This window comes from Hymenobacter fodinae, from assembly GCF_004745825.1.
Lineage (GTDB): Bacteria > Bacteroidota > Bacteroidia > Cytophagales > Hymenobacteraceae > Hymenobacter > Hymenobacter fodinae.
In genome coordinates this window covers 781,755-802,980 of sequence record NZ_SRLA01000003.1, presented here as the reverse complement: position 1 = coordinate 802,980, position 21,226 = coordinate 781,755, and the positions used below count along the sequence as shown (strand labels likewise).

General features: G+C 57.0%; 21 protein-coding genes. 11 read left to right on the top strand and 10 right to left on the bottom strand.

Annotation, left to right across the window (positions count from 1 at the left end; all coding sequences use genetic code 11):
* Positions 1 to 348 precede the first annotated feature (348 nt).
* The 3 genes from hslV to EU556_RS17220 all read left to right on the top strand — a co-directional run bounded on the left by hslV (position 349) and on the right by EU556_RS17220 (position 2,499).
* On the top strand, positions 349 to 885 hold the full coding sequence (hslV, locus tag EU556_RS17230) for an ATP-dependent protease subunit HslV (protein ID WP_135435353.1): 537 nt from the start codon (positions 349 to 351) through the stop codon (positions 883 to 885).
* Between the two features lie 14 nt (positions 886 to 899).
* Positions 900 to 1,394, top strand: coding sequence for an STM3941 family protein (locus EU556_RS17225; RefSeq protein ID WP_135435352.1), 495 nt, complete (start codon positions 900 to 902; stop codon positions 1,392 to 1,394).
* Between the two features lie 133 nt (positions 1,395 to 1,527).
* Complete coding sequence (locus EU556_RS17220; RefSeq protein WP_135435351.1) at positions 1,528 to 2,499, top strand: deoxyhypusine synthase family protein; 972 nt, start codon at positions 1,528 to 1,530, stop codon at positions 2,497 to 2,499.
* A 74-nt stretch (positions 2,500 to 2,573) separates the two neighbouring features.
* Here EU556_RS17220 and EU556_RS17215 read toward each other — a convergent pair whose 3' ends face one another.
* Both EU556_RS17215 and EU556_RS17210 read right to left on the bottom strand, forming a co-directional pair.
* Positions 2,574 to 3,023: a DUF7878 domain-containing protein gene (locus EU556_RS17215; protein WP_135435350.1), complete on the bottom strand. Its 450-nt coding sequence runs from the start codon at positions 3,021 to 3,023 to the stop codon at positions 2,574 to 2,576.
* 809 nt (positions 3,024 to 3,832) lie between these two features.
* Positions 3,833 to 4,630 (bottom strand): hypothetical protein, encoded by a 798-nt coding sequence (locus EU556_RS17210; protein WP_135435349.1) that lies wholly within the window; start codon positions 4,628 to 4,630, stop codon positions 3,833 to 3,835.
* Between the two features lie 239 nt (positions 4,631 to 4,869).
* Between EU556_RS17210 and EU556_RS17205 the strand changes: the two genes are divergently transcribed.
* Positions 4,870 to 5,199, top strand: coding sequence for a hypothetical protein (locus EU556_RS17205; RefSeq protein ID WP_135435348.1), 330 nt, complete (start codon positions 4,870 to 4,872; stop codon positions 5,197 to 5,199).
* A gap of 72 nt (positions 5,200 to 5,271) precedes the next feature.
* Here the strand turns inward: EU556_RS17205 and EU556_RS17200 are convergent, their stop codons facing one another.
* The 4 genes from EU556_RS17200 to EU556_RS17185 all read right to left on the bottom strand — a co-directional run bounded on the left by EU556_RS17200 (position 5,272) and on the right by EU556_RS17185 (position 9,379).
* Positions 5,272 to 6,174, bottom strand: coding sequence for an N-acetylmuramoyl-L-alanine amidase family protein (locus EU556_RS17200; protein ID WP_245327751.1), 903 nt, complete (start codon positions 6,172 to 6,174; stop codon positions 5,272 to 5,274).
* A gap of 373 nt (positions 6,175 to 6,547) precedes the next feature.
* Complete coding sequence (locus EU556_RS17195) at positions 6,548 to 7,396, bottom strand: SDR family oxidoreductase (protein WP_135435347.1); 849 nt, start codon at positions 7,394 to 7,396, stop codon at positions 6,548 to 6,550.
* 161 nt (positions 7,397 to 7,557) lie between these two features.
* On the bottom strand, positions 7,558 to 8,397 hold the full coding sequence (locus EU556_RS17190) for an oxidoreductase (RefSeq protein ID WP_135435346.1): 840 nt from the start codon (positions 8,395 to 8,397) through the stop codon (positions 7,558 to 7,560).
* Positions 8,398 to 8,479: 82 nt separating this feature from the next.
* A complete protein-coding gene (locus EU556_RS17185) occupies positions 8,480 to 9,379 on the bottom strand; it encodes a helix-turn-helix domain-containing protein (protein WP_135435345.1) in 900 nt (299 codons plus the stop codon).
* 281 nt (positions 9,380 to 9,660) lie between these two features.
* Here EU556_RS17185 and EU556_RS17180 point away from each other — a divergent pair, with 281 nt between their 5' ends.
* Positions 9,661 to 13,485 carry a PAS domain-containing hybrid sensor histidine kinase/response regulator gene (locus EU556_RS17180; protein ID WP_135435344.1) on the top strand — a complete coding sequence of 1,275 codons (3,825 nt, stop codon included), beginning with the start codon at positions 9,661 to 9,663 and terminating at the stop codon, positions 13,483 to 13,485.
* A 98-nt stretch (positions 13,486 to 13,583) separates the two neighbouring features.
* Here EU556_RS17180 and EU556_RS17175 read toward each other — a convergent pair whose 3' ends face one another.
* Complete coding sequence (locus tag EU556_RS17175; protein WP_135435343.1) at positions 13,584 to 14,321, bottom strand: LytR/AlgR family response regulator transcription factor; 738 nt, start codon at positions 14,319 to 14,321, stop codon at positions 13,584 to 13,586.
* A 318-nt stretch (positions 14,322 to 14,639) separates the two neighbouring features.
* Between EU556_RS17175 and EU556_RS17170 the strand changes: the two genes are divergently transcribed.
* From EU556_RS17170 to EU556_RS17150, 5 genes are all read left to right on the top strand, one after another.
* Positions 14,640 to 15,038: a hypothetical protein gene (locus tag EU556_RS17170; protein WP_135435342.1), complete on the top strand. Its 399-nt coding sequence runs from the start codon at positions 14,640 to 14,642 to the stop codon at positions 15,036 to 15,038.
* Positions 15,039 to 15,087: 49 nt separating this feature from the next.
* A complete protein-coding gene (locus tag EU556_RS17165) occupies positions 15,088 to 15,558 on the top strand; it encodes a carboxypeptidase regulatory-like domain-containing protein (RefSeq protein ID WP_135435341.1) in 471 nt (156 codons plus the stop codon).
* Positions 15,559 to 15,573: 15 nt separating this feature from the next.
* Positions 15,574 to 15,756: a hypothetical protein gene (locus tag EU556_RS17160; RefSeq protein ID WP_135435340.1), complete on the top strand. Its 183-nt coding sequence runs from the start codon at positions 15,574 to 15,576 to the stop codon at positions 15,754 to 15,756.
* 264 nt (positions 15,757 to 16,020) lie between these two features.
* A complete protein-coding gene (locus EU556_RS17155) occupies positions 16,021 to 16,440 on the top strand; it encodes a helix-turn-helix transcriptional regulator (RefSeq protein WP_135435339.1) in 420 nt (139 codons plus the stop codon).
* Positions 16,441 to 16,511: 71 nt separating this feature from the next.
* A complete protein-coding gene (locus EU556_RS17150; protein ID WP_135435338.1) occupies positions 16,512 to 17,273 on the top strand; it encodes an SDR family NAD(P)-dependent oxidoreductase in 762 nt (253 codons plus the stop codon).
* Here the strand turns inward: EU556_RS17150 and EU556_RS17145 are convergent.
* The 3 genes from EU556_RS17145 to EU556_RS17135 form a co-directional block, all read right to left on the bottom strand.
* Positions 17,270 to 17,473, bottom strand: a complete 204-nt coding sequence (locus EU556_RS17145) for a hypothetical protein (protein ID WP_135435337.1) — start codon at positions 17,471 to 17,473, stop codon at positions 17,270 to 17,272. The two genes, EU556_RS17150 and EU556_RS17145, sit on opposite strands and share 4 nt — an antisense overlap.
* A gap of 143 nt (positions 17,474 to 17,616) precedes the next feature.
* Complete coding sequence (locus EU556_RS17140; RefSeq protein ID WP_135435336.1) at positions 17,617 to 18,087, bottom strand: hypothetical protein; 471 nt, start codon at positions 18,085 to 18,087, stop codon at positions 17,617 to 17,619.
* 98 nt (positions 18,088 to 18,185) lie between these two features.
* On the bottom strand, positions 18,186 to 18,764 hold the full coding sequence (locus EU556_RS17135) for a 2'-5' RNA ligase family protein (protein ID WP_135435335.1): 579 nt from the start codon (positions 18,762 to 18,764) through the stop codon (positions 18,186 to 18,188).
* A 179-nt stretch (positions 18,765 to 18,943) separates the two neighbouring features.
* Here EU556_RS17135 and EU556_RS17130 point away from each other — a divergent pair, with 179 nt between their 5' ends.
* Positions 18,944 to 21,103 carry a DUF748 domain-containing protein gene (locus EU556_RS17130; protein WP_135435334.1) on the top strand — a complete coding sequence of 720 codons (2,160 nt, stop codon included), beginning with the start codon at positions 18,944 to 18,946 and terminating at the stop codon, positions 21,101 to 21,103.
* Positions 21,104 to 21,226: the final 123 nt, after the last annotated feature.

Sequence of the window (21,226 nt, the reverse complement as noted above, 5' to 3'; positions counted from 1 at the left end):
CGTCATCCTGAGCAACGCGAAGGATCTTACCACGACAGCACGAGGCGCTAGGCCTGTCGTTCACGCCTGATAAGATCCTTCGCGCTGCTCAGGATGACGCGCTATTAGATTGGTTTAGTGTGGCATCATCAGCACGCAAATTGTCTCGCCAAGCTCGACATGATGTTCTTTTTTGTCGTTCTAGGCCAAGTCAACCGCCCCTAACCCCTCCTCATCTGAGGAGGGGAACTAGCTACTAGCTTTTAGCTGCTAACCCATACCGTTACTTCTGCTGGGCGTTGCCGCCGGATTCCCGTAGCTTTGCGCCTTCCTGTTGAAAAAGCAGGGTGTACTATTTCTGACTTCCCTATGAGAATCCGTTCCACTACCGTGCTGGGCGTGCGCCACAACGGCGAAATTGCCCTCGGCGCCGATGGCCAGGCCACCATGGACAAGCACGTGGCCAAGAGCAATGTGCGCAAAGTGCGTAAGCTGCAGGATGGCAAAGTAGTAACCGGTTTTGCCGGCTCCACCGCCGACGCTTTCATGCTGCTCGATAAGTTTGAAGAGAAGCTCAACGGCTACGGTGGGCAACTGCGCCGCGCGGCCATTGAACTGGCCAAGGAGTGGCGCAAAGACCAGTACCTGCGCAAGCTGGAAGCCATGATGGTAGTGGCCGACAAAGATGAGCTCCTCATTATTGCTGGCACCGGCGACGTGCTGGAGCCCGACTCCGACGTGGCTGCCATCGGGTCCGGGGCTATGTACGCGCAGGCCGCCGCGCTGGCCCTCAAGAAGCACGCGCCCCACCTCACGGCCCGCCAGATGGTAGAAGATGCCCTGCACATTGCCGCCGACATCTGCATCTACACCAACCACAACCTGATGATTGAAGAGCCCCGCTAGGCCACTCTTGCGTCATGACCGAAGACCTGATTTACTACAACTCGCGTAAGCGGCATGCTCTCCTAACCCTGGGTGCGCTTGCTTTTGTAGCCATGGGGGTGTTTATGATCGTGACCAAAGGCAACTGGGGGCTTGGGCTGATAACCATTGTCTTCTTCGGAGCCGGTGCGGCGGTGGGTGCTTGGCAGTTCTTGGATACCCGCCCGCGGCTACGCATCACCGATGAGGGCATTCTGGACCGCACGTTGGGCGTAGGCCTCATCCCCTGGACCGACATCACGGACGCCTACGTGCGGTCCATAAATCAGGAGAACTTCGTCTGCTTGCACGTGCGCGATGAACAGGCCTACCTGAGCCGATTGTCGCCGCTGAAACGGAAGCTGGCGGGGGCTAACGCGGCCCTGGGCTTTACGCCGTTGTCTATCAACCTTAGCGGTGTCGACCTAAACCCGGAGCAGCTACTAGAGTACATTCTGAAACAAAGCGCAGCTGCTCAGCTTCAGTCCTAGGCCTGTTTTTGTGAGCAACCCAGCCGCAATAGCACGCTATTCAGAATCTTCGATATAGGGCAACCTGATTGAACGATTCCAGCCTTTTTTTTGATAGAACACTGACACCCATAAGTACAGAACACACGACTCAATGAACGTAACGAACTTCCTCAAGCACCACTACCGCCACTTCAACGCCGCTGCTCTGATTGATGCCGCCGAAGGCTACAACAAGCACCTTGCGGAAGGTGGCAAGATGATGATTACCCTGGCTGGCGCCATGAGCACCGCCGAAATGGGCATCCAGCTGGCCGAGTTGATCCGTCAGGACAAGGTGCAAATCATCAGCTGCACCGGTGCCAACCTGGAAGAGGATATCTTTAACCTGGTAGCCCACGACTTCTACGAGCGGGTACCCAACTACCGCGACCTGACGGCCGCCGACGAGCAGGCTCTGTTAGAGCGCCACATGAACCGCGTAACTGATACCTGCATTCCAGAAGAGGAGGCTATGCGCCGCCTGGAGCACTCGGTACTGAAGTTCTGGGAAAAGGCCGACCAGGCCGGTGAGCGGTACTTCCCCCACGAGTTCTTCTACCAGATCCTGAAGTCGGGTGAGCTGGAGCAGTACTACCAGATTGACCCCAAGGACTCCTGGATGCTGGCTGCCGCTGAGAAAAACCTGCCCATCATCTGCCCCGGTTGGGAAGACTCCACGTTGGGCAACATCTTCGCGGGCCACGTTATCAGCGGCGACATTAAGAACGTGCACACCGTACGCACGGGCATTGAGTACATGATTTACCTGGCCGACTGGTACACCAACCAGGCTACCGAGGAAAGCAAAGTAGGCTTCTTCCAGATTGGTGGCGGCATTGCCGGCGACTTCCCGATCTGCGTAGTGCCCATGTTGCACCAGGATCTGCAGCGCACCTCAGTGCCGCTGTGGGGCTACTTCTGCCAGATTTCGGACTCGACCACCTCGTATGGCTCGTATTCCGGTGCCGTGCCCAACGAGAAAATCACCTGGGGCAAGCTAGGCCAGGATACGCCCAAGTACATCATCGAGTCGGATGCTACCATCGTAGCGCCGCTGGTGTTTGCCATGGTGCTAGGCCAGTAATTTTTGCCTACAGATAATAAAAAAAGCCCGCCGCTGATATTCAGCGGCGGGCTTTTTTTATTCGAGCTATATTCCTATTTGCCTAAGTAAGAACCGGAGTCGTACCCCAAATCATTCATGATTCGATTTTTGACGTCAATTCTGTATTGACTGATAAAAGCAGTAAGGGCCTCTTCAGTGATAAGCCTGTACGTGCTGTCTGTAGCCCACTCTGAAATAAATTGAAAGCTAGATCCCTGATGTTGAAACGTAAATAAGTTTTGTTCTTCAGCATCCATGCACTGATAATGAAAGTCGCCTTGTAGCCCTAATTGGAGCCAAGCAGCCAACTGAACTGCTAGTTCACCAATATTCCAACTCGGCTCTTGTAGAATCAACTTATTGTCAATCCAGAACTTGAAATCACCCTCAATGCTGCAAAAGGCAAAATAGTGATTTGGAGATTTCAGTAGCCAAGGAGCGCCAAACGCTAGGTTGGCTATTTTATAACTCAATACCATCGTAGGATTGCTGGTGTTTGCCACGGGGTTATACCAGTTTTTGCTAATTCAGAGTTTAATAAAAGCCCGCCGCTGTACTCAGCGGCGGGCTTTTTATATGAAGCAGTTTTTTCTAGTCTAAGCTATTTCCTTTCTAAAGCCTTAATCTTCTTAATTATAGCAGCCCTGTTCTTCGCAATTAACATCCATTGGGGAATCCTGCTTTGTAGACTTTGATTACTCCATCCATTTAGTGTTTGAACCCGCTCGCGCAGCTTAGCTTCTAAGTACAGCCTAAGCCAGTTTAGATGAACTAAATTATAGGCATAAAGCACATTGCCTTTGTATTCTGCCTGATACCAAAGGGGATATCGAAAAAAGCAGTCTACAGCAGGACCAGAGAGAATACCATCGTACTGGTCATAGTTTGAGTGTGCTGTTACAAATGAACTAGAATTGCCACTCCAAAGCCTATGTGATGAACAGGTAATACATATAAAAGATGCTTGCCAAGTATCCTTGAATGACGTAGCTACTACTCCTTTTGAATCACAATTAGGGCACTTGACTAAAAATTCAGTCATGAATTCACTCAAGAAGCGGTACTCAAATTTCATGGTCCCAATATTTGATGGGATTACTTACTAAGAAAATTTTATTCTCTTTTTGCTACACACCTCATTCGGCAACCTTGATGCTTCAAATGCTTGCCATAAATCGAGCATCAACCCCTGCGGTCTTTACGCTCATGTTAAGGCTAACTACATGGCATGGGAAAGTAACTCTTGTATCAAATAGACTGTGCTGCGATGGGGGTGTGCATTCTGCAAAGCCTACAGATAAGTCGAGTTACATTAAATTCCCGAAGTATTGATCCACAGGTTAAGCCCCGGCGTAGCGGCGTTGGCGCGCTTCACGTAGGCCTGTATGCGCTCAGGAGAGCCTGAGTAATTGGCCAAGAGCAGCAGAGCCCGTGCACCTGCAGAAACCTGCGGGGGCTCCGGCAGGCCGTTAGCCGCAATAGTAAACGGCGAATATACCCCGGCTGGCAGCGTGATAGGCGTGGCCCCAAGTCGCTGCAAGGAGTCGCGCAACACTTCTACGGAAGCCTGCGCTTGTGGCAGCATGGTGGTAGCGTACCCCCAGATGATATTCTTGGGCGTAAAGTGTATCTCTGGAATGAGTACTTCCACTAAACTAGGGTCGTTGGAAGACAGCTTCAGTTGGGTATTCTGTATTTCCAGCGTACCAGAAGTGCTGCGGCCTCCAACATCAAATAACAGCTGGTACTTGCCAATGGGCAAGGTGGAAACATCTACTGCTGAGCGAGCTGGCCCGATAGCCGTGAGGCAAATGCCGCTTGGCTTCGTGATTCCGGTAAAGGCGAGTTTGACTTGCTTGTTCGCTTGCTCGTAAGTGGTATTCAGCTTGTAGTTTGCGCAAGGGTAGTTGCCTTCATCCTGGAATAGAAGCTGCAACTGACGCCCAGAGCCCGAGCCAGACTCCAACGCCCGCATCCGGATACGGCCGGTAGTAAGCAAGTTGGCATCGGGAGCAACTGATGGATCATTTGGCGCTGCAGAAGACCCAGGGTCTTCACAGCTACTAACTAAAGCTGCGGCGCAAATGAGAGCTACGTACAAAAAGCGCATAGAAATAGTAGTAAAGAGTAGAGACAATACTTGAAACGGTGCTACGGCGGAAGGCAGCACTATTTAAGGAGATGCTTCGGCCGACAAACGTTGCATGCACCCGTCGGGCAGGGATATATTTTCGGCTAGGCCTATCTAGTCGGCTGCCTAATTGGAGATAAAGTAGGCTATAAGAACGGAGTCAGTTCTAGGCAGCCACTACGTACCTTCGCCCATCCCTCACATCTGCCTGCTTCACCATGCCCCTCGACCTTGCCAGCTTCCTGCAACACACGCCCGAGAGCGAGAAAACGGTTATTTACCTGCACACCGACGAGGAAACCATTACCTCCTACGATGCCTTGCTGATCGCGCAGACTCGCTACCGGAAGTTGTTCATCACGCTTGAGCCTAAGCGGCGCTACCTGGTGCACACCATGTTGCCAGATGAAGAGGAACCAGAAATAGATTTTCTGACGGATTACGAAGAGGTAGAAGCCCTACTGGAAGACGCTGGCCTAGATGGCATTCACGATGGAGAGCAGGGCATTCTTTACCACAATCTGCTCTACTTGCTGATGAACCCGTGATGCGGTGATACAGTAAATAGGTGGCCTAGCTGACCTGTATTCAATGATAGAGCCACTAGGCCACCTCTTTGCTTATCTGCCTGTGTAATCTGCCAGCAGGCCTTCGTAAATCCAGTTGGCCAGGGCCTGGCGGTTATCGGGGACTAGGAAGCGACGCTGGTCTTTTTGGTTGCGGATGTTTCCCAGCTCCATGAACACAGCGGGGGCGCGGCTGTTGCGCACCTCAAACAGAGTGCCCCGCTCCGAGACGTTGCCAGAGTAGGGCCGATTGGGCTGGGCGCGCTTGTAGCGGGCCGTAAACACTTTGTGAATGTTTTTGGCCAGTCGTAAGCCCATGGCATTACCCGGGTGATGGTAGAAGAATACGTCGATATTCTGGCCGGCGCTACGGCTATCTACGTGCAGGGCAATGAGGCGCTGGTAGGCCCCTTTGTGACGAGCCTGTAGGCGGTTGACTTCAGCAATGCGCTTGCGCAGGCGATACACTTGGCTGAGCGGAATGACTTGGTTGGGGTAGCCGATTTCGTCATGGTCCATTTTCAGGATGGCCTCGTCGCGGATACCATCGTTGGGGTCCTGCACCATCATGTACACCGTGGCGCCGTGCTCCTTCAGCACTCGGGCTAGCCGAATAGTAACATCGTAGGCGTACTCATCCTCGGCCAGCTTGTGGGTGCCGTAGGTGCCAATAGCACCGGGGTCGGGGCCGCCGTGGCCAGGGGAGAGATAGTACACCGCTCCCCCCAGCGCCCGGTCGCGGACGGGAACCGGCGAATAGGCCGAGCCAAACAGGGCTGAGGGTAGCAGCGGCGTGGTGCTGATGCCGTGCGAAGTGCCTGCTTTGGCACCTGTGGTCGAGCGTTTTGTGGCAGTAGTGCGTTTGGGGCTAGGGTTTGGTAAGAGGTATCTTCTGCCTGCCACTAGGCCACCCTTGGCCGTTAGATTTTTGCGGTTCAGCTGCCTAAACTGTTGCACATACGGCCTAGAGTTCAAACCGTAACGCAGCAGCAGCGTCTGCACACCATCACCTGACTTGGCAACGGCTCGGCGATAAGTGCCCTGACAAAAGGCCTCGGTAGAAAGCAGTAAGAGCAGGAGTAGAGCAGCTATTCGCAAAAGCAGACAAGTAAATGAGTGGATGCCAGGCCTAAAGGCAGCGCACACCAAGCCTACTGCAAGCGTCTGAGTACGCTCCTCACCCGTGAGCAGGAGCCCGTAACCGATGCCACAGTAAGAGCTTAACGCACTACCGAACTACAAAAGAACGGGGTTAGCAGTTAGAATACGAACAAAAAAGGCCCGCAGCTATGCCGCGGGCCTTTTTAACGAGGATTGCCAGGGAAAGAGGCTACGCGGAGAAGGCCGTAGCCGTTGAAGCAGCCTCCCACGCACGGAGGTCTTTTTGCACGGCCTGCATCTTCTGCTCAGCTAAATGGTAGGCATCTTCCCCCAGAAACAAGTGGAGGGGAGGAGTAGCCGTTTCACTAACCTGGATCAGCAGGTCTACGGCCTTTTCGGGGTCGCCGGGTTGGTTGCCGTTGATCTGCTCTTGGTGCTGGGCCTGCGAGTCGCGCACTGATTGGTAGGCCTCAATTGGCTGCTTGGGAATGCTCAGGGAGCCGGCCGTCAGGAAATCGGTGCGGAAATAACCTGGGTATACTACTGTGGCATGCACGCCAAACTCCTGCATCTCGGCCGCGTACGACTCGGTGAGGCCAGCCACTGCAAACTTGGTAGCGCAGTAGATTCCCCAGCCCGGAAAGGCACCCGTGTAGCCGCCTACGGAAGAAATATTGAACACGTAGCCTGAGCCTTGCGCACGCAGGTGGGGTGTAGCCTGCCGAATCACGTTCAGTAGCCCAAACACGTTTACCTCAAAGTTCTGCCGAACCTCCTGGTCGGTAATTTCTTCTAGGCCACCCACTTGGCCGTAGCCCGCATTGTTCACTACTACATCAAGCCCACCCAGGGTACTGATGGTGGTGGCAATAGCCTGCCGCACACTTTCCTCGCTGCTAAGGTCCATGTGCAAGGGTAGAAAGCGGCCGTTGGGGTTATGCGGCACGGCTTGCTGCAACTCCGTCAGGTTGCGGGAGGTAGCGGCCACGGCATAGCCTTGGGCCAGGAGTTTCCGGACGAGGGTCAGGCCGAGGCCTTTCGAGGCGCCGGTCACAAACCAAATCTTGTTGGTGGTCATCGTTTTGGTGATTTTCGTGATAGGACAAAGAGTCGTGTAGAGCGAGGCTCCCGAATAAGTACAGCATAAGAACAGGGCGTAAAAAGGTGGACAACTAAAAAGACAGACGCACCAACCTGGATTTTACCGTACCCGGAAACCAAATGGTAACATTGGGTGAGCTACCCCTCGAAGTTGGTGGAAAGGGTCAGAGGCTTCCAGGCCTCAATTTCCTCGCGGAACGTGTCTAGCTTGCGGATGGCGCGGTTGTAGGCATCCTGGCCTAGCAGCAGGTGCAGGGGCGGGTTAGACTCCTGGGCAACCTGAATGATGGCCGCGGCGGCTTTTTCGGGGTCCCCGATCTGAGCGCCATTCATCTGCCGGTATTTCTCGTGGGAAGCGCGCACCTCTTGGTAAGCCACTAGCGGCTGCTCGGCCAGCACCAATGATTCTTGCGTCAGGAAGTTGGTGCGGAAGGCGCCCGGCGCCACTACGGTAACTTTAATGCCCATCGAGGCCACATCTTGCGCTAGCACCTCCGAAAAGCCCTCGACCGCAAACTTGGTAGCCGCATAAATGGCCCAGCCGGTAGCCGCCGAGATACCCGCAATAGACGAGATATTGATAATGTGCCCCTTGTGGGCCGTCCGCATGTGGGGCAGCACCTGCCGAATCACGTTCAGCCCGCCAAATACATTCACATCAAAGGCTTGCCGGGTCTCGGCATCCGTCAGCTCCTCAATGCTGCCCCCAATGCCGTAGCCGGCGTTATTCACCACTACATCAATCCTCCCGAACGTGGCCACCGCCTGCGCCACGGCTTGCTGCACGCTGGCCTCACTGGTCAGGTCAGTTTGCAGGGGCAGGAAGTTGGCAGAGGCATTGCCAAGGGCCTGGGTTAGGCTTGTGAGGGTGCGGGAAGTGGCCGCCACGCGGTGGCCGGCCTGCAGAAGCTGCTGCGCCAGGCACAGGCCTAGACCCTGTGAGGCGCCGGTAACAAACCAAATCTGAGAGTTGCTCATTGCATGCGCTGTTAGTACAGTGCAAAACTAGAGCAGGCCTAGGCCGGGGGGCTTGCCACAATCAAACCGATGCTTGCGAAAATCAAACAACCCGCACGGCGGTAGGCGTTGTGCCGGCCCGCTTCTTGAAGAAGTTGTTGAAATGAGCGGGCTCCTCGAAGCCCAGGCAATAGCTAATTTCTGCTACGTTCCAGGGCGTGTGCTTAAGCAGGGCGTGGGCCTCCTGCACCAGTCGCTCGGCAATGAGCTGGGTGGTGGTTTTGCCGGTTACCTCCTTTAAAGCCCGGTTCAGGTGGTTGACGTGGACGGCCAGATGCCTGGCAAAATCATTGGCACTGCGCAGCCGCACCTGCTGCCCAGGCGTTTCGATTGGGAATTGGCGCTCCAGCAACTCCGTAAACAACGAGGCAATGCGGGTAGCGGCGTTGGCCTCTTGGTAGAGCGAAGTGGCCGGCTGCAGCTTCAGGGCACTGTGTACTAGTTCGAACACATAGTTGCGCAGCAGGTCATACTTAAAGGCATAGTCTGACTCTATCTCAGCAAACATCTTCTCAAAAAGCTGCCGAACGGCCGGAAGCTGCTCATCACGAAGTGTGTAGAGCGGCTGCCCACCTGGTTTGAACATGGGCAATTCCAGGGTACCCGCCAAGTGGCGCTGCAAGAAGGCCTCCGTGAAAATGCAGAAGTAGCCCGTGATCTGGTCGTTGAGGGGCTCCCAGTCGTAGGGCACCATAGGGTTAGCAAACAGCAGCGCGTGACCCCGTATTTCCACGGTTTTGTCGGCGTAGTGGTAGTTGCTCCGCCCTGAAACCAGCGTGATTTTGTAAAAGTCTTTGCGGCTGTAGGGCAAGTGGCCGGCTTTCGGGCCCACGAAGTCATCGAGCCGGAATACGTTGAAATGCCCAATATCCTGCTGCAGGTTTTCGGGCATCCAATGAATTTTGTTCCGGTAAAAGTCTTCGAGGGTCTGGGGCTTGCTCATAAAGCTAAGTTACGTAATTCAAACGAAGGCCACCAGTGGCGATAGGCCACATGGCACTGCAAGGGTTCAGCTAGAGTACGGATTGCGTGGCTGTGCAACAAGGTTTCTGCGCCTTGTAAGTGCTCAGTGGCCTAGCTGCCCATAGCAAGTAACACATTAGCCAAGCACCGCCGGTAAGAGCAAGACAGTTGCCCGATGCCGCCCCACCCAGCGGTTATCAAATGAGCCTGCTACTATTTCGCTGATTGCACCGTATTTTCGGGTTCCACTCACTCGTTCCTATGGAATTTCCGCCCCAAATGCCCTCGGATATCCAGCAAGCTCACCAGCGGATTGCGGAGTTAGAGCGGGCATTGCAGCTCGCCACTACCACTTCTGATGCGCTCAGCCGGCAGCTAGGCCAGCTAACGGCGCACGGGCAAACCGGCTGGCTCCTCACCAACGAGGTGGGTATCATTATCCTGCTCAACGACCAATTTTGCACGCTTTATGGCTTGCCCTCGCCTGCTAGCCGCTGGCTAGGCCACCTGGCAACGGAGCTGCTACCCGAGCTGGCCTTGCGCGTAACGGAGCCAGCAGTGTTAGAAGGCAGCTGGCAGCTCGGAGGAACTGTGCGTAGCGAAACCGTAGTGCTTACAAGTGGCGCCGTGCTTTTGCAAGAGGTTGCGCAAGAAGGGGAGAAAAATGCCCCGCTCGCCAACCTGCACATTTGCCTGCGCGAAATTACCGGGCAGCACCGCCAGCTGCAGGAGCTACAACGGGTAGCCAGCATTCCGCACGAGAACATCAACCCTATTTTCCGGGTGGGGCCAGCGGGAGAGCTATCCTTTGCTAACCCCGCCGCCCACCAACTCTACGAGCCCCTGCCCGAAGAAGAACGGCAACAGATGTTTGCCCAGATTCATCGGATGGCCGCCGAGGCCCTGGCCGCCGGAACGGTTACGGAGGTAGACGTGGCCGTGGCCCGGCAGCAGCACACAGCCTTTGTGGTGCCCTTTCCGGCCGAGGGGTACGTGAATATTTACCTCGTCAACATCACGGCCCGGGTGCAGGTAGAGCAACAGCTGGCCGAGCAGCGCGCCTTCTACGAAACCATCCTCGACCGGATGCCCAGCCAGATTGCCGTGTTTGACCTGGAGCAGCGCTACCGTTACCTCAATGCCTTTGCTTTACCCAGCTTGGCCGCTCGGGAGCAGTTGCTAGGCCAGGGGGTGGCGGCTTTTACCGCTACCCAAGGCTGGCCGGCGGCCATTGCCGAAAACCGCCAGCGGCAATTTGCCCTAGCCGTGCAAGAGCGCCGCATGACGGTATGGGAGGAAGAAGTGGAGCTTCCCAGCGGGGCCAAGCAATATGCTATGCGGCACTATCAGCCCATATTTGATGAAGCTGGGGCTGTTGAGAGTGTAATTGGGTACGGCTCCGATATCACGCTGCGGCGGGAAGCAGAAAACCGCACTAGTGCCAACGAAGCCAAGATGCGGGCCTTGTTTTCAGCCCTGCCCGATACCATTCTGGTGCTCGATGCCGAGGGGCGCGTGCAAGAAGCCAAGCCCGGCAGCACGCCCCTAGGCCACCCTGGCCAGGAACTGGAGGGCGCTGCCCTCGCCGAGCTGCTGCCGCCCACGGTGGCGCACCGCCTGATGCAGCTGGTTAGCGGGCCACCTCAGTCAGAAGTGCAGGAAGAGGCGTTTGAGTTAACCCACCCCGACGGTACAGTTACCTACCACAACGCTCGTTTGGTAGCCCTCCGTGATGCCAGCCAGTTGCTGGTCCTTACTAACACTACCCGCGAAGAAACCGCCCGGCGCGAACTGCAGGAGCAGCAGCAGTTTATTCAGCTGGTGCTTGATACCAGCCCCAGCGTCATTTTTGTGCGCGACGCGAAGGGCGCTGTTCTGTTTCAGAACCGGGCTACCGAGGCGCTGCGGAGCTTGTCGGCTCATTTGCAGGACAACTCCCCACTGGATCCCAACAGCGTGCAGGCGCGCGAAATGGCCCGCTACGCTGAAACAGATGCCCATGTGCTGAGCACTGGCGAGCAGTACACCTACGAGTCTTCCGTCACTCTCTACAGCGGAGAGGTGCTCTGGTTTCAGGCCGTGAAGCGCCCCCTGCGCCTGCCCGACGGCAGCCTACACGTGCTGGTGGTCAGCACCGACATCACCGCCCTTAAAAAGGCTCAGCAGACGTTGGAGCACAACGAGAAGCAGTACCGCGACCTGATGCAGTACTCGCAGGCTCTCATCTGCACCCATGATCTTAGCGGCAAGGTGCTGTCGGTGAACCCCGCCGTGGCGCAGTTCATGGGCTTGCCGGCCGAGTCGTTGCCGGGCCGCTACCTGCAAGAAGCTCTATTGCCGGCACAGCAAGCCAAGTTAGGCCATTACCTCACCGCTATTGCCCGCGATGGCGAAAACCGGGGAGTGGTAGAAATACCATTTGGCCATGACGAGGTGCGCTACGTTCTATACCAGAACTATTTAGTAAAGGAAGACGGCGGCCGACCAGCCTACGTGATTGGCTACGGCCAAGACATTACCGACCGGGTTCTGGCTGAGCAAGAGCTGAAACGGGCCAAGGATGAAGCGGAGGCGGCCGTACGCTCCCGGGAGAACTTCCTGGCCAACATGAGCCACGAAATCAGAACGCCGATGAACGGCGTGATGGGCATGGCCACTCAGCTCAGCAAAACCCCGCTGGATGCGCGTCAGCAGGAGTTTCTGCGCATTATCCGCAGCTCGGGCCAGCACCTGCTCAGCATTATCAATGATGTGCTGGACATGGCCAAGATTACCTCGGGCAAGCTGGAGTTTGAGCAGGCTCCTTTTAACCTCTGCGACTCCATGGGGCAGGCTCTGCAGCCGTTGGTGCACCAAGCCATAGAGAAGGGGCTGGAGGTAGAAGGAACGCCCCTGCGCAACTCTTGCCCCCACCCGTGGGTGCTCGGCGACCCGTACCGCATCAACCAGATTCTGATTAATCTGGTGGGCAACGCCATCAAGTTCACGCCGCCGGGCGGACGCATCACGGTAATCAGCCGGCAGATTGCTGAAACGCAAGAGACGCTTACCGTGGAGCTGATTGTGGCAGACACCGGCATTGGCATTGCGCCCGCCTTTCAAGCCCGCATCTTTGAGGGTTTCACCCAGGCCTACGCCGACACTACCCGACGCTTTGGAGGCACGGGCTTGGGCCTGAGCATCTCAAAAGCACTGGTAGAGCAGTTAGGTGGCCAGCTGCGGCTGGAAAGTGCGGTAGGGCAGGGGAGCCGCTTTTCATTCGAGCTGACGTTGCCCCGCACCACGGCCGTGGCGGCTGCAGCTACCCCCGCACCCTTCGACGCCGGTGCGTTGCAGGGCCGCCGTGTGCTGCTAGTGGAAGACAACGAAATTAACCGCCACGTGGCCCGGCTGCTGCTGGAAGAGTGGGGCATGATGGTAGACGAGGCTGAAAACGGTCCGGCGGGGCTGGCCTTGTACAGCGTTAATGCCTACGATGTGGTGCTCATGGACATTCAAATGCCCGGTATGAGTGGCCTAGAGGCTACTGCTATCATTCGGAAGCTGCCGGACGCGGCCAAGGCGAATGTGCCTATTCTGGCGCTTACGGCCAATGCCTTTCGGGCCGATAATGAGCGGTACCTGGCGGCCGGTATGGATGCCTGCCTGACGAAACCATTTGAGGAAGGCGCCCTCTACCGGGAACTGGAGTGGCTGTTGCGCCCCACCGAGCAACCGGCACCAGTGGTCAGGAGTTATAACCTGAGTAAGCTGCACGAAATGGCGCAAGGGCACTCGGCCTTCGTGAGCAAAATCATTCGCTCCTTCCTGAGCAACATGCCCCAAAGCTTGGCCAAGCTGGAAGCCGCCGCCGCCGCTGCCGACTGGAAGCAAGCGGCGGGTGTGGCGCACCACATCAAGCCCAGCCTCGATGCCTTGGGCATAGTAGATGTTACTGAGGCCGTGCAGCAGCTGGAACGCGCCCCCACCAGCGCCGAAAAGGAACTGCCAGCCATTCAGCGGGCCGTAACCCAGGTGATAAGCCAGGTGCAACGCGCTCTGGTAGAGTTACCCATTGAGTTGCCTACGGAAGAGACCCAGCGCTAATTGGATCAAAGAGGATAGGCCTACCAAACTTCATTCGCAGGGGCGGCCCGACATTATTCGTCTGGCCGCCCCTGTTCCTTGCTGAGTAGAGCTGGAGACTAAAGGCCTCGCAGGTTGCGGAAGAACTCTTCCTGATATGACTTGCCAACCGGGATTTCGTGGCTGCCAAGCTTAAGCATATTGTCCTGCACGGCTTCAATCAGGGCGGTATTCACGATGTAGCTCCGGTGTACCCGCACAAAATGGGCGAAGGGCAGCCGTTCCTGTAAGGCCTTCAGCGTTAGGTACACAATGTGTTTCTGCGCTTTTGTCACCAGCACCGAGTACGTGGATAGCGCTTCAATGTAAAGCACCTCACTGAAGTTTATCCGCAGCATGCGCGTGCCCACCTTCACAAACAAGTTGGTATCAGGCTCGGGTGCCGGAGTAGCCGGAATGGAATGGGTGGGTTGCGGCTGAGCGGCTAGGCGCTGTTCTCGCACGCGCGCCAGTGCCTGGCCGAAGCGCTCAAGCGTGACGGGTTTCACCAAGTAGTCCAACGCCTGCAGGGCAAAGGCATCCACGGCAAAGTCGCGGTGGGTGGTTACCATGATGATGGCCGGGGCCGGCGTAGGTAGCAGCCGCGGCAAATCGAGCCCCGAGAGAAGGGGCATCTCAATGTCCAGGAACAGGATATCGGCCTGGCCCCCTTGGCGGAAGTAGTTTAGGGCTTCAACCCCGCCGCTAAGGGAAGCGGCTAGTTCTAAGTCAGGCGTAAGCGCAATGAGGTGTTCGAGGGTAAGGCGGTTAATCTCGTTGTCGTCGACCACGACACACGTAAGCGGGGAGAGCGGCATGCAACAGGTGAGTAGAGTATTGTTGAGCTAAGGTACTAGGTGCTGAGGGTATGTTTCTTTATGAGATAGATTTATTTGTTGCCTATCAATCGGTTGATAAATTTTGTCTCAAAATGGGATAAAGACTGGTAGTTATAAATATAATTAATTTGATATCGGTTATATGCTTATCAAAGAAGTTAGATAGCTTCTTTCGGAGAGAAAACAGGACTGCTCACAGCCAGTATGCCGCAGTTAGGCTAGTTCTCCGGCACGGGGTTCAGGAGTGGCTTAGGTTTGAAGTACAATCTCGCTCTCACCTCACACTCCCCTATTGCCATGAAGAATGTATACCTCACGTTCATTGGTCTTGTAGTTCTGGGTAGCACAGCGCTGGCAGCTCCACGCCCTTCTTTGGCTGATGAGCCCACCGCTTCGGCTCATAAACAGCAGGTGCGAAACCGAGCCTTGCAGCTGACGTGTTACTTCACCGATGTGCTCCGGCTCACGCAACAACAGGCCGCCGAAGTACGAACTGTAACCTACCGGAAGCTGCAACAGCTGGACCCCACCGTGCCGGAGCAGAAACAACAGGGGGCCTTGCTCCCCGTGGCGCAGGTACTACAGCAGTACGACGCAGACATGCTGCGCATCCTGACGCCGGGCCAGTACAGCACGTTTCGGTGGCTGGAAGAGCGCCAACCCATTGCGCACCTATTGGCGGGTAGCACTAAGTAGCCGCCCAGCGAATACTAGGTTTCTGTTGTCTCTGACTTTTCAGCTTTCTATGCCTTTTATTACTTCTTCTCTGCGCGTGTGGGCGCTCTGCCTGATGCCCACGGTAGCAGGCCTAGCCGCTCCTAACCCTGTTACGCAGCAGGCTGCTAGGCACAAGCCCGTCGTTCGTAAGGCGGCTCCGCAAAAAGCAACCCGTAGTTTGGCGCCCGTGCGGCCTATGGTAGCGGTGCCCTGCTCTGCCACTCCGGTTGATGTTCCTATCACGCTGCGTGGTGGCGTAAAGGGCCGCAACGGGTTGCCCCTGGCCGGAGCTACCATTTGGGTGAGTGGCACTACCCAACAAGTTACGGTGACTAACTCGGCGGGCAATTTCAATATTACCCTCCCCGATGCCAGCCCCGTGGGCCTGAGCTGCGGCTATGAGGGCTACAAGCAGCAAGCCCTGTTTCTGCAAACGCCCGGCCAGCAGCAAGACGTGGTTTTCACCCTCCAGGCCACCACTGGGCGGCGCAAACACTAACTTTCAAGTAACACCATGTATATCAGAACGCTGCTTGCCTGGGTCCGGATGCTCTTGCTGGTTATTGGTTGTTTTGGGGGCTCTTACTACTTCAGCCGCTCGGCTCAGGGTACTAAGCTGCCTGCTTCTCGGATGCCTAAAATTGACTACCGACTCAGCGCCGTTAACCGCCCGCTCCCCGGCCCTGAAACCCGATAGCCACGTTCAGATCCTTACAGCTACACCCTGTCTGTTGCCCTACCCGCGCATAGCTGGTGGGGCAATTGTTGTTGGGGCTAGGCCACTGTTGCCAACTCCGCAGCCAGCCCACAGGTACCGCACGTATCTGTTGTGTAGAGCTAAGGCAGTAAGCATCGGGTAGCTTCTGCTTACAGTGGCCTAGGCCATGCAAGAGGGGCGGTATCGCCAGCGCAGATAAAGTACTTTGCCCCGGTATTCGTCCTCTGCTAAAACAACGTTCCGATGGCTACTCTTATACCTAAAAAGCTTCTCGCCCGCCAGCACGAGATAACCACTGATTTCCTGCGCGAAATAGACAACCACCTGGCTGACCTGGAAGCTGGCCTAGTCACGGAAATGCTGGAAATCCGGGACTTTGCGGACCGGCTGCACGTGCATCCTACCCACCTCAGCAACACCATCAAGCTCACCACCGGGCACTCACCGTGCACCCATTTCGAGGTCCGGATCTTGGCCTTGGCCCAGCGCTTGTTGCGCGATACCCCGGCCCCCGTGGCGGAAATAGCGGCCCGCCTCACCTATGATCCTTCCAACTTCACGAAGTTCTTTAAGCGCTTCGCAGACGGACAAACACCAAAACAGTACCGCGAGGCCGCCTGGGCCGAACTGCGGGGGGCAACATCGGAAATGCTCACCATTTAATCTGTAACAGTCACCAGAACTTCCCGCGGCAGGGGCCCAACCTTTGTGCTCTCACGATAACCCTTTACCAAATGAGCACAAACAAGATAGCCCTGATAACCGGCGGCAGCCGCGGCCTGGGAAAAGAAATGGCCTTGCAACTGGCACAGGCCGGCCACGACGTTATTCTGACCTACCATAGCCAGCAGGCCGAAGCCCAGGCCGTAGTAGGCCAGGTAGTAGCCCTGGGCCGCAAGGCCGTGGCGTTGCAGCTCGATGCTGGGCAGGTAGCATCGTTTGCTGGGTTTGCCGAAACGCTGGGCCAGCAGCTACAGGAGCAGTGGGGCCGCAGCACCTTCGATTTTCTGATTAACAACGCCGGAATTGATGCAGCAGCCCCCTTCGCTCAAACCACGGAGGAGAACTTCGACCGTTTGCTAAATGTGCACTTTAAGGGAGTGTTCTTCCTGACGCAAACGCTGCTGCCCTTACTGGCCGATGGCGGCGGTATCGTCAACTTATCGACGGGGCTAACGCGGTTTACTACTCCCGGCTATGCGGCCTACGCCTCCATGAAGGGAGCCATTGAAATCTTCACCAAGTACCTGGCTAAGGAGCTGGGAAGCCGCGGCATTCGGGCCAACTTGGTGGCGCCGGGCATCATCAAAACCGATTTCACCAAGGCCGTCCGTGAGCAGCACCCAGAGCTAGAGGCCTACATGTCGGGGCAGACGGCGCTGGGCCGGATTGGCGAGCCCGAGGATATTGGTGGCGTAGTAGTCTTTCTGTGCTCTGAGGCGGCGCGCTGGGTGAATGCGCAGCGCCTGGAGGCTTCCGGCGGGTACTCGCTCTAGCAGGCTAGGCCACTGGCCGCTGCTGTGGAGAGCTGTGGCTGCTGCTCCGTAAGCTGTTGGCGCAACACGGCCAAGAGTGCCCGGTGATTGGGCCTGACTTCTGGACGGCTCTCCAGCTCCCGGAGGTGGGAGGCAATTAGGAGGGCAAACTCCGGGCAGGAAACCCGCCCTTTAGGCGCGCAGGTGGTAGAAAACGGCATGGGCAAGCCTGAAGCTAATAAGCCTGGGTAGGCGGATATGCGCGCTACGCCCCATAAGGTACAGGTTTTTGCAACGCGCAACCTAAGGGCCACAAAAAAGCCGCCTCCCGGTAGTGGGAGGCGGCTTTTTTGTTGTAGAAACTCTAGAGGCGGAACGCCGGGCGGGCCGGATTCCAGATGCCCCACGGAATCATGAGCAGCACCAGCACCAGGGCAATCAGGAACCACGTGAAGGCTTTCTTGTGCTTAAGCACGGGGTCGGTGGCTTTTTTGGAGAGCGTGCGGCCCACCTGAGCGGCTACCACGGCCAGAATCATTCCTACTAAGTGCTCAACGGCAAAAAACCGGCTGCCTGCATCCTTCATCACGGCACCACCGGCCGTTTCAAAAGCCTTTACGCCGTAGGGGCTCAGGCCAAAGTACAGGATGAGGCCTAGCAGCAGCTGCAGGTGCATAGAGCCAACAAACGCAGCGCCCATTCCATTATCGGCGCCGGCCCACTGCCTGCGGCCTTGCCAGCCCGAAAACGCCCGAAACAGGGCAATAAGTCCGAAAATCAACACGAGCCAGCGCGTCCAGGAGTGCAGGGCCAGAACAAGAGTGTATGCGTTCATACAAGAATGGAATGGGTTAGAAGCGGTAAAGGTCGGGGGTGCAAGCTAAAATGCGGTACAGTACGCCGCAAAATTCCGGTACGCCTTCTCCGAGTGGCCTAGGCCAGTTGGCCAAACAGGTCGGGAGAGGTTTCGTGCTTGTGGCCTTCAAAGGAAAAGCACTTCTCCTGTACAAACAGCTCGCCTTGCTGACGCAGAATGGCAATGTTGTTAATGAGCAGTTGCATGTTAAACGTCTGCTGGTTGAGGTACTGCAGCACGGGACCTAGCAGCTCAGGAGTGGTATCGTGCAGGGCCAGCGAAATATGCGGGAGCCAGCAGTCGGGGCCACTGAACTTATCGGTGCGCAGGCACAGGGGGGCCGTGGCCGTCCGGATGCGGTGGTGCAAGTGGTTCAGGGCGTCGGAGCGCAACACCGGGATGTAGATAACCGGGTTGGGGCCCGGAAACACGCCTAGGCCAGTGGTGTGGGCCGTGAACGGCTTGGTATGACGGGCCACATCGCGCAACACCTGTTTCAGTGAGGACAGCTTGCGGACCCCGGCCAGCTGGTAGGTAAGGTGCGGATCGGGCGTCGCCTGCACATCGTCCAGGCCAAACTCCGTTTCCAGGCTCTTGATAATCCGGTTGATGCGGGCCGCACTTTGCGGGTTAAGCAGAGAAGTTATAGCAAGCATAGCTGGTTAACTGGAAACGAACCCATCAGGTTGGAAAAACGGGCGACGCAGGTATAAAAGAAAGAAACGCCCACCGGTAGGGCCGACAAATAAATGAGTTTTTCTGGTCTGCTGCCTCTTTACTCCGGATATATAGTCGAAGCAAGGGGGTTTGCGTAAGAGGGACCTAATGCTTTCCCGTGTTCCCAACTGCTGTTTCCTCTGAGCCTGCTACATCCTCACCGCCACCCCGCAACGTGCATTGGGGCAGGTGGGTGCTGGCCGTGCTATTGCTGCTAGGCCTAGCAGTAGGCCTAGCTCTGCAGCAGCTCGACCCCTGGCTGCGGCGCAAGCTGGAGCAGCAAGTAACCACGGCCAGCCACGGCCGCTACCAGCTGCGCATCGGGCACCTGCACACCAGCTTGCGCAGCCGCTCCCTCACGCTTGGCCACGTGTGGCTACGCACTACCACCAGCAGCACCCCCGACTCGGCCCGGCTACCGCGCGTGCGCCTGGCAGTGGGGCGGGTGGAGGTGGCGGGGGTGGGGCTACTTGCTCTGCTGCGGCGCGGGGTAGTGCCCATTGATAGAATAGCCATTGATTCGGTAGCCCTGCAACTGGCATCTCTTCCCAAAACCAAGCAAGGAAGTAAGCTGCATGAGCAGTTGCCGGTGGCGGGAGTGCGCGTAGGCCAGTTCTGGTTGCGCCAAGTGCGAGGGGCTTACGGGCCCGGCCCGCAGCCCATGGTGCAACTAGGGCAGGGGCAACTCTCGGCTCAGGATATATGGATCAGTGCTGCCGGGGCCGCCGACTCGCAGCGCGTGGGGTATGCGGCGGCCGTAGCAGGACAGGTGCGGGGCTTGGCCGTGCAGGTGCCGGGCCATAAGGTGAAGCTGGTGCGGGGCGCGTTTACCTCAGCGCAGCAGTTGCTCACCCTCGACTCGGTGGTGGTGCACCCTACCCAGCCCATCAACAACCAACGTGGCAAAACGGCCCGCATCAGCCTGGTGCTGCCGCGGCTGCAGCTGACGGGCGTACGGGCCGCCCAACTGACCCGCCAGCACTTCCGAGCCGACATCCTGCGAATTACTGCGCCCCGGCTGGCTCTCACGGTGCCCACCGTAAAGCCGCCTTCCTTGCACGTGCTCTTGGCTCCTTACCTGCGCGAGTGCCGCCTTAAGCACCTGGAGGTAGTGGGCGGAGCGTTGCGCGTAGCGGGCATAGAGCAGGCTCCCGTGGCCGCCAATGTGCGGGCCTGGGCTACCAACATTCAGGTGCTGCCCCGCCAAACCACCCGCACGGCCATCTACTACGCCCAGGCGTGGTCGGTCCGGACGGGGCGCGCCACGCTCAACCTCGACGCGCCGTATTACAACCTGTCGTGGCAGCAGCTCCAGGCCGATACACGCCCTGGCACGCTGCGCCTTACTGGCCTACGGGTAGTGCCAACCCTGTCGGTAGTAGCATTGGCGCGCAGCAAAGGGCACCAGGCGGCGCATCTCAAGCTGCAGATACCCGAACTCCGGATGGCGGGCGTCGACTACCGAGCGGCTCAGTATAACCGAGTAGTGCAAGTAACTAGCATCACGGTTCCTAGTGCCCAGCTCTACACTAACAGCGATGGGCGTTTTCCCATCAACCCATCCATATCAGTAGTGACACCGGAGGCGCTAGGCCAGGTGCCGTTTCAGTTTGATGTACGGGTAGTGCGTTTTCAGCACGGTACCATACAAATGACTTACCGTGCCCCCCGCGACCCGGTGCCGGGTACCTTGTCTATTAATCGGCTGGCCATTACGCTGCGCAATGTGTCAAACAACCCCAAGCGCATGGGGCCGGGCTCACCTTTGGTTGGCTCAGCGAGTGGTTGGCTCAGTAACCGCTGCTATGCCACGCTTGCCCTGCGGGCTAATCTCCTCGACCGCTCGGGGGCCCACACTCTGCAGGGCACGTTTCAGCAAACACCCCTGGCCATCCTCAACCCCATGATTGTGCCCACACGCGGCATAGCCATTAAGAGTGGTACTGTGGAGCAGATCAGGTTTGCCATGCAGCTAAACCGGGCCGCCGTCCGTGGTACCATGTGGGCCCGCTACTCCGACCTGAAGCTACAGCTCCTGAACCAGCAGGAGCGCCCCGGCTTCCTGAAGCGCATTGAAACCTCCCTGGTCAACGGAATTTTCCTGCGCGATAACAACCCCCGCAAGCCGGGTCAGCCAGTGAAACCCGGCCCAATAGTTTCTGCCCGGGAGCGGCGCTTTTCCGTGTTTTCGCTCTGGCGGCAGGGCCTCGTGAGTGGCATGCTTACCAGTGCCGGAGTGCCTCTGCCCCTGGCCAAGAAATTGAGTGAAAGTCAGTAGATCCTGCCCGCGGGGAAGTGTACCAGTAGGTGCGTATTAATACGGAAAGATCAGGGGGGAAAATACCGTTTTTAGGCTTTACACCGAACATTTAAAGAAGATGGCCTGTCTTGTGCGTAAGAT

What these genes read in the sequence shown, in the direction of transcription:
- hslV (WP_135435353.1), top strand. Translation starts at nt 349, where the DNA reads ATGAGAATCCGTTCCACTACCGTGCTGGGCGTGCGCCACAACGGCGAA.
- EU556_RS17225 (WP_135435352.1), top strand. Translation starts at nt 900, where the DNA reads ATGACCGAAGACCTGATTTACTACAACTCGCGTAAGCGGCATGCTCTC.
- EU556_RS17220 (WP_135435351.1), top strand. Translation starts at nt 1,528, where the DNA reads ATGAACGTAACGAACTTCCTCAAGCACCACTACCGCCACTTCAACGCC.
- EU556_RS17210 (WP_135435349.1), bottom strand. Translation starts at nt 4,630, where the DNA reads ATGCGCTTTTTGTACGTAGCTCTCATTTGCGCCGCAGCTTTAGTTAGT.
- EU556_RS17205 (WP_135435348.1), top strand. Translation starts at nt 4,870, where the DNA reads ATGCCCCTCGACCTTGCCAGCTTCCTGCAACACACGCCCGAGAGCGAG.
- EU556_RS17195 (WP_135435347.1), bottom strand. Translation starts at nt 7,396, where the DNA reads ATGACCACCAACAAGATTTGGTTTGTGACCGGCGCCTCGAAAGGCCTC.
- EU556_RS17190 (WP_135435346.1), bottom strand. Translation starts at nt 8,397, where the DNA reads ATGAGCAACTCTCAGATTTGGTTTGTTACCGGCGCCTCACAGGGTCTA.
- EU556_RS17185 (WP_135435345.1), bottom strand. Translation starts at nt 9,379, where the DNA reads ATGAGCAAGCCCCAGACCCTCGAAGACTTTTACCGGAACAAAATTCAT.
- EU556_RS17180 (WP_135435344.1), top strand. Translation starts at nt 9,661, where the DNA reads ATGGAATTTCCGCCCCAAATGCCCTCGGATATCCAGCAAGCTCACCAG.
- EU556_RS17175 (WP_135435343.1), bottom strand. Translation starts at nt 14,321, where the DNA reads ATGCCGCTCTCCCCGCTTACGTGTGTCGTGGTCGACGACAACGAGATT.
- EU556_RS17170 (WP_135435342.1), top strand. Translation starts at nt 14,640, where the DNA reads ATGAAGAATGTATACCTCACGTTCATTGGTCTTGTAGTTCTGGGTAGC.
- EU556_RS17165 (WP_135435341.1), top strand. Translation starts at nt 15,088, where the DNA reads ATGCCTTTTATTACTTCTTCTCTGCGCGTGTGGGCGCTCTGCCTGATG.
- EU556_RS17160 (WP_135435340.1), top strand. Translation starts at nt 15,574, where the DNA reads ATGTATATCAGAACGCTGCTTGCCTGGGTCCGGATGCTCTTGCTGGTT.
- EU556_RS17155 (WP_135435339.1), top strand. Translation starts at nt 16,021, where the DNA reads ATGGCTACTCTTATACCTAAAAAGCTTCTCGCCCGCCAGCACGAGATA.
- EU556_RS17150 (WP_135435338.1), top strand. Translation starts at nt 16,512, where the DNA reads ATGAGCACAAACAAGATAGCCCTGATAACCGGCGGCAGCCGCGGCCTG.
- EU556_RS17145 (WP_135435337.1), bottom strand. Translation starts at nt 17,473, where the DNA reads ATGCCGTTTTCTACCACCTGCGCGCCTAAAGGGCGGGTTTCCTGCCCG.
- EU556_RS17140 (WP_135435336.1), bottom strand. Translation starts at nt 18,087, where the DNA reads ATGAACGCATACACTCTTGTTCTGGCCCTGCACTCCTGGACGCGCTGG.
- EU556_RS17135 (WP_135435335.1), bottom strand. Translation starts at nt 18,764, where the DNA reads ATGCTTGCTATAACTTCTCTGCTTAACCCGCAAAGTGCGGCCCGCATC.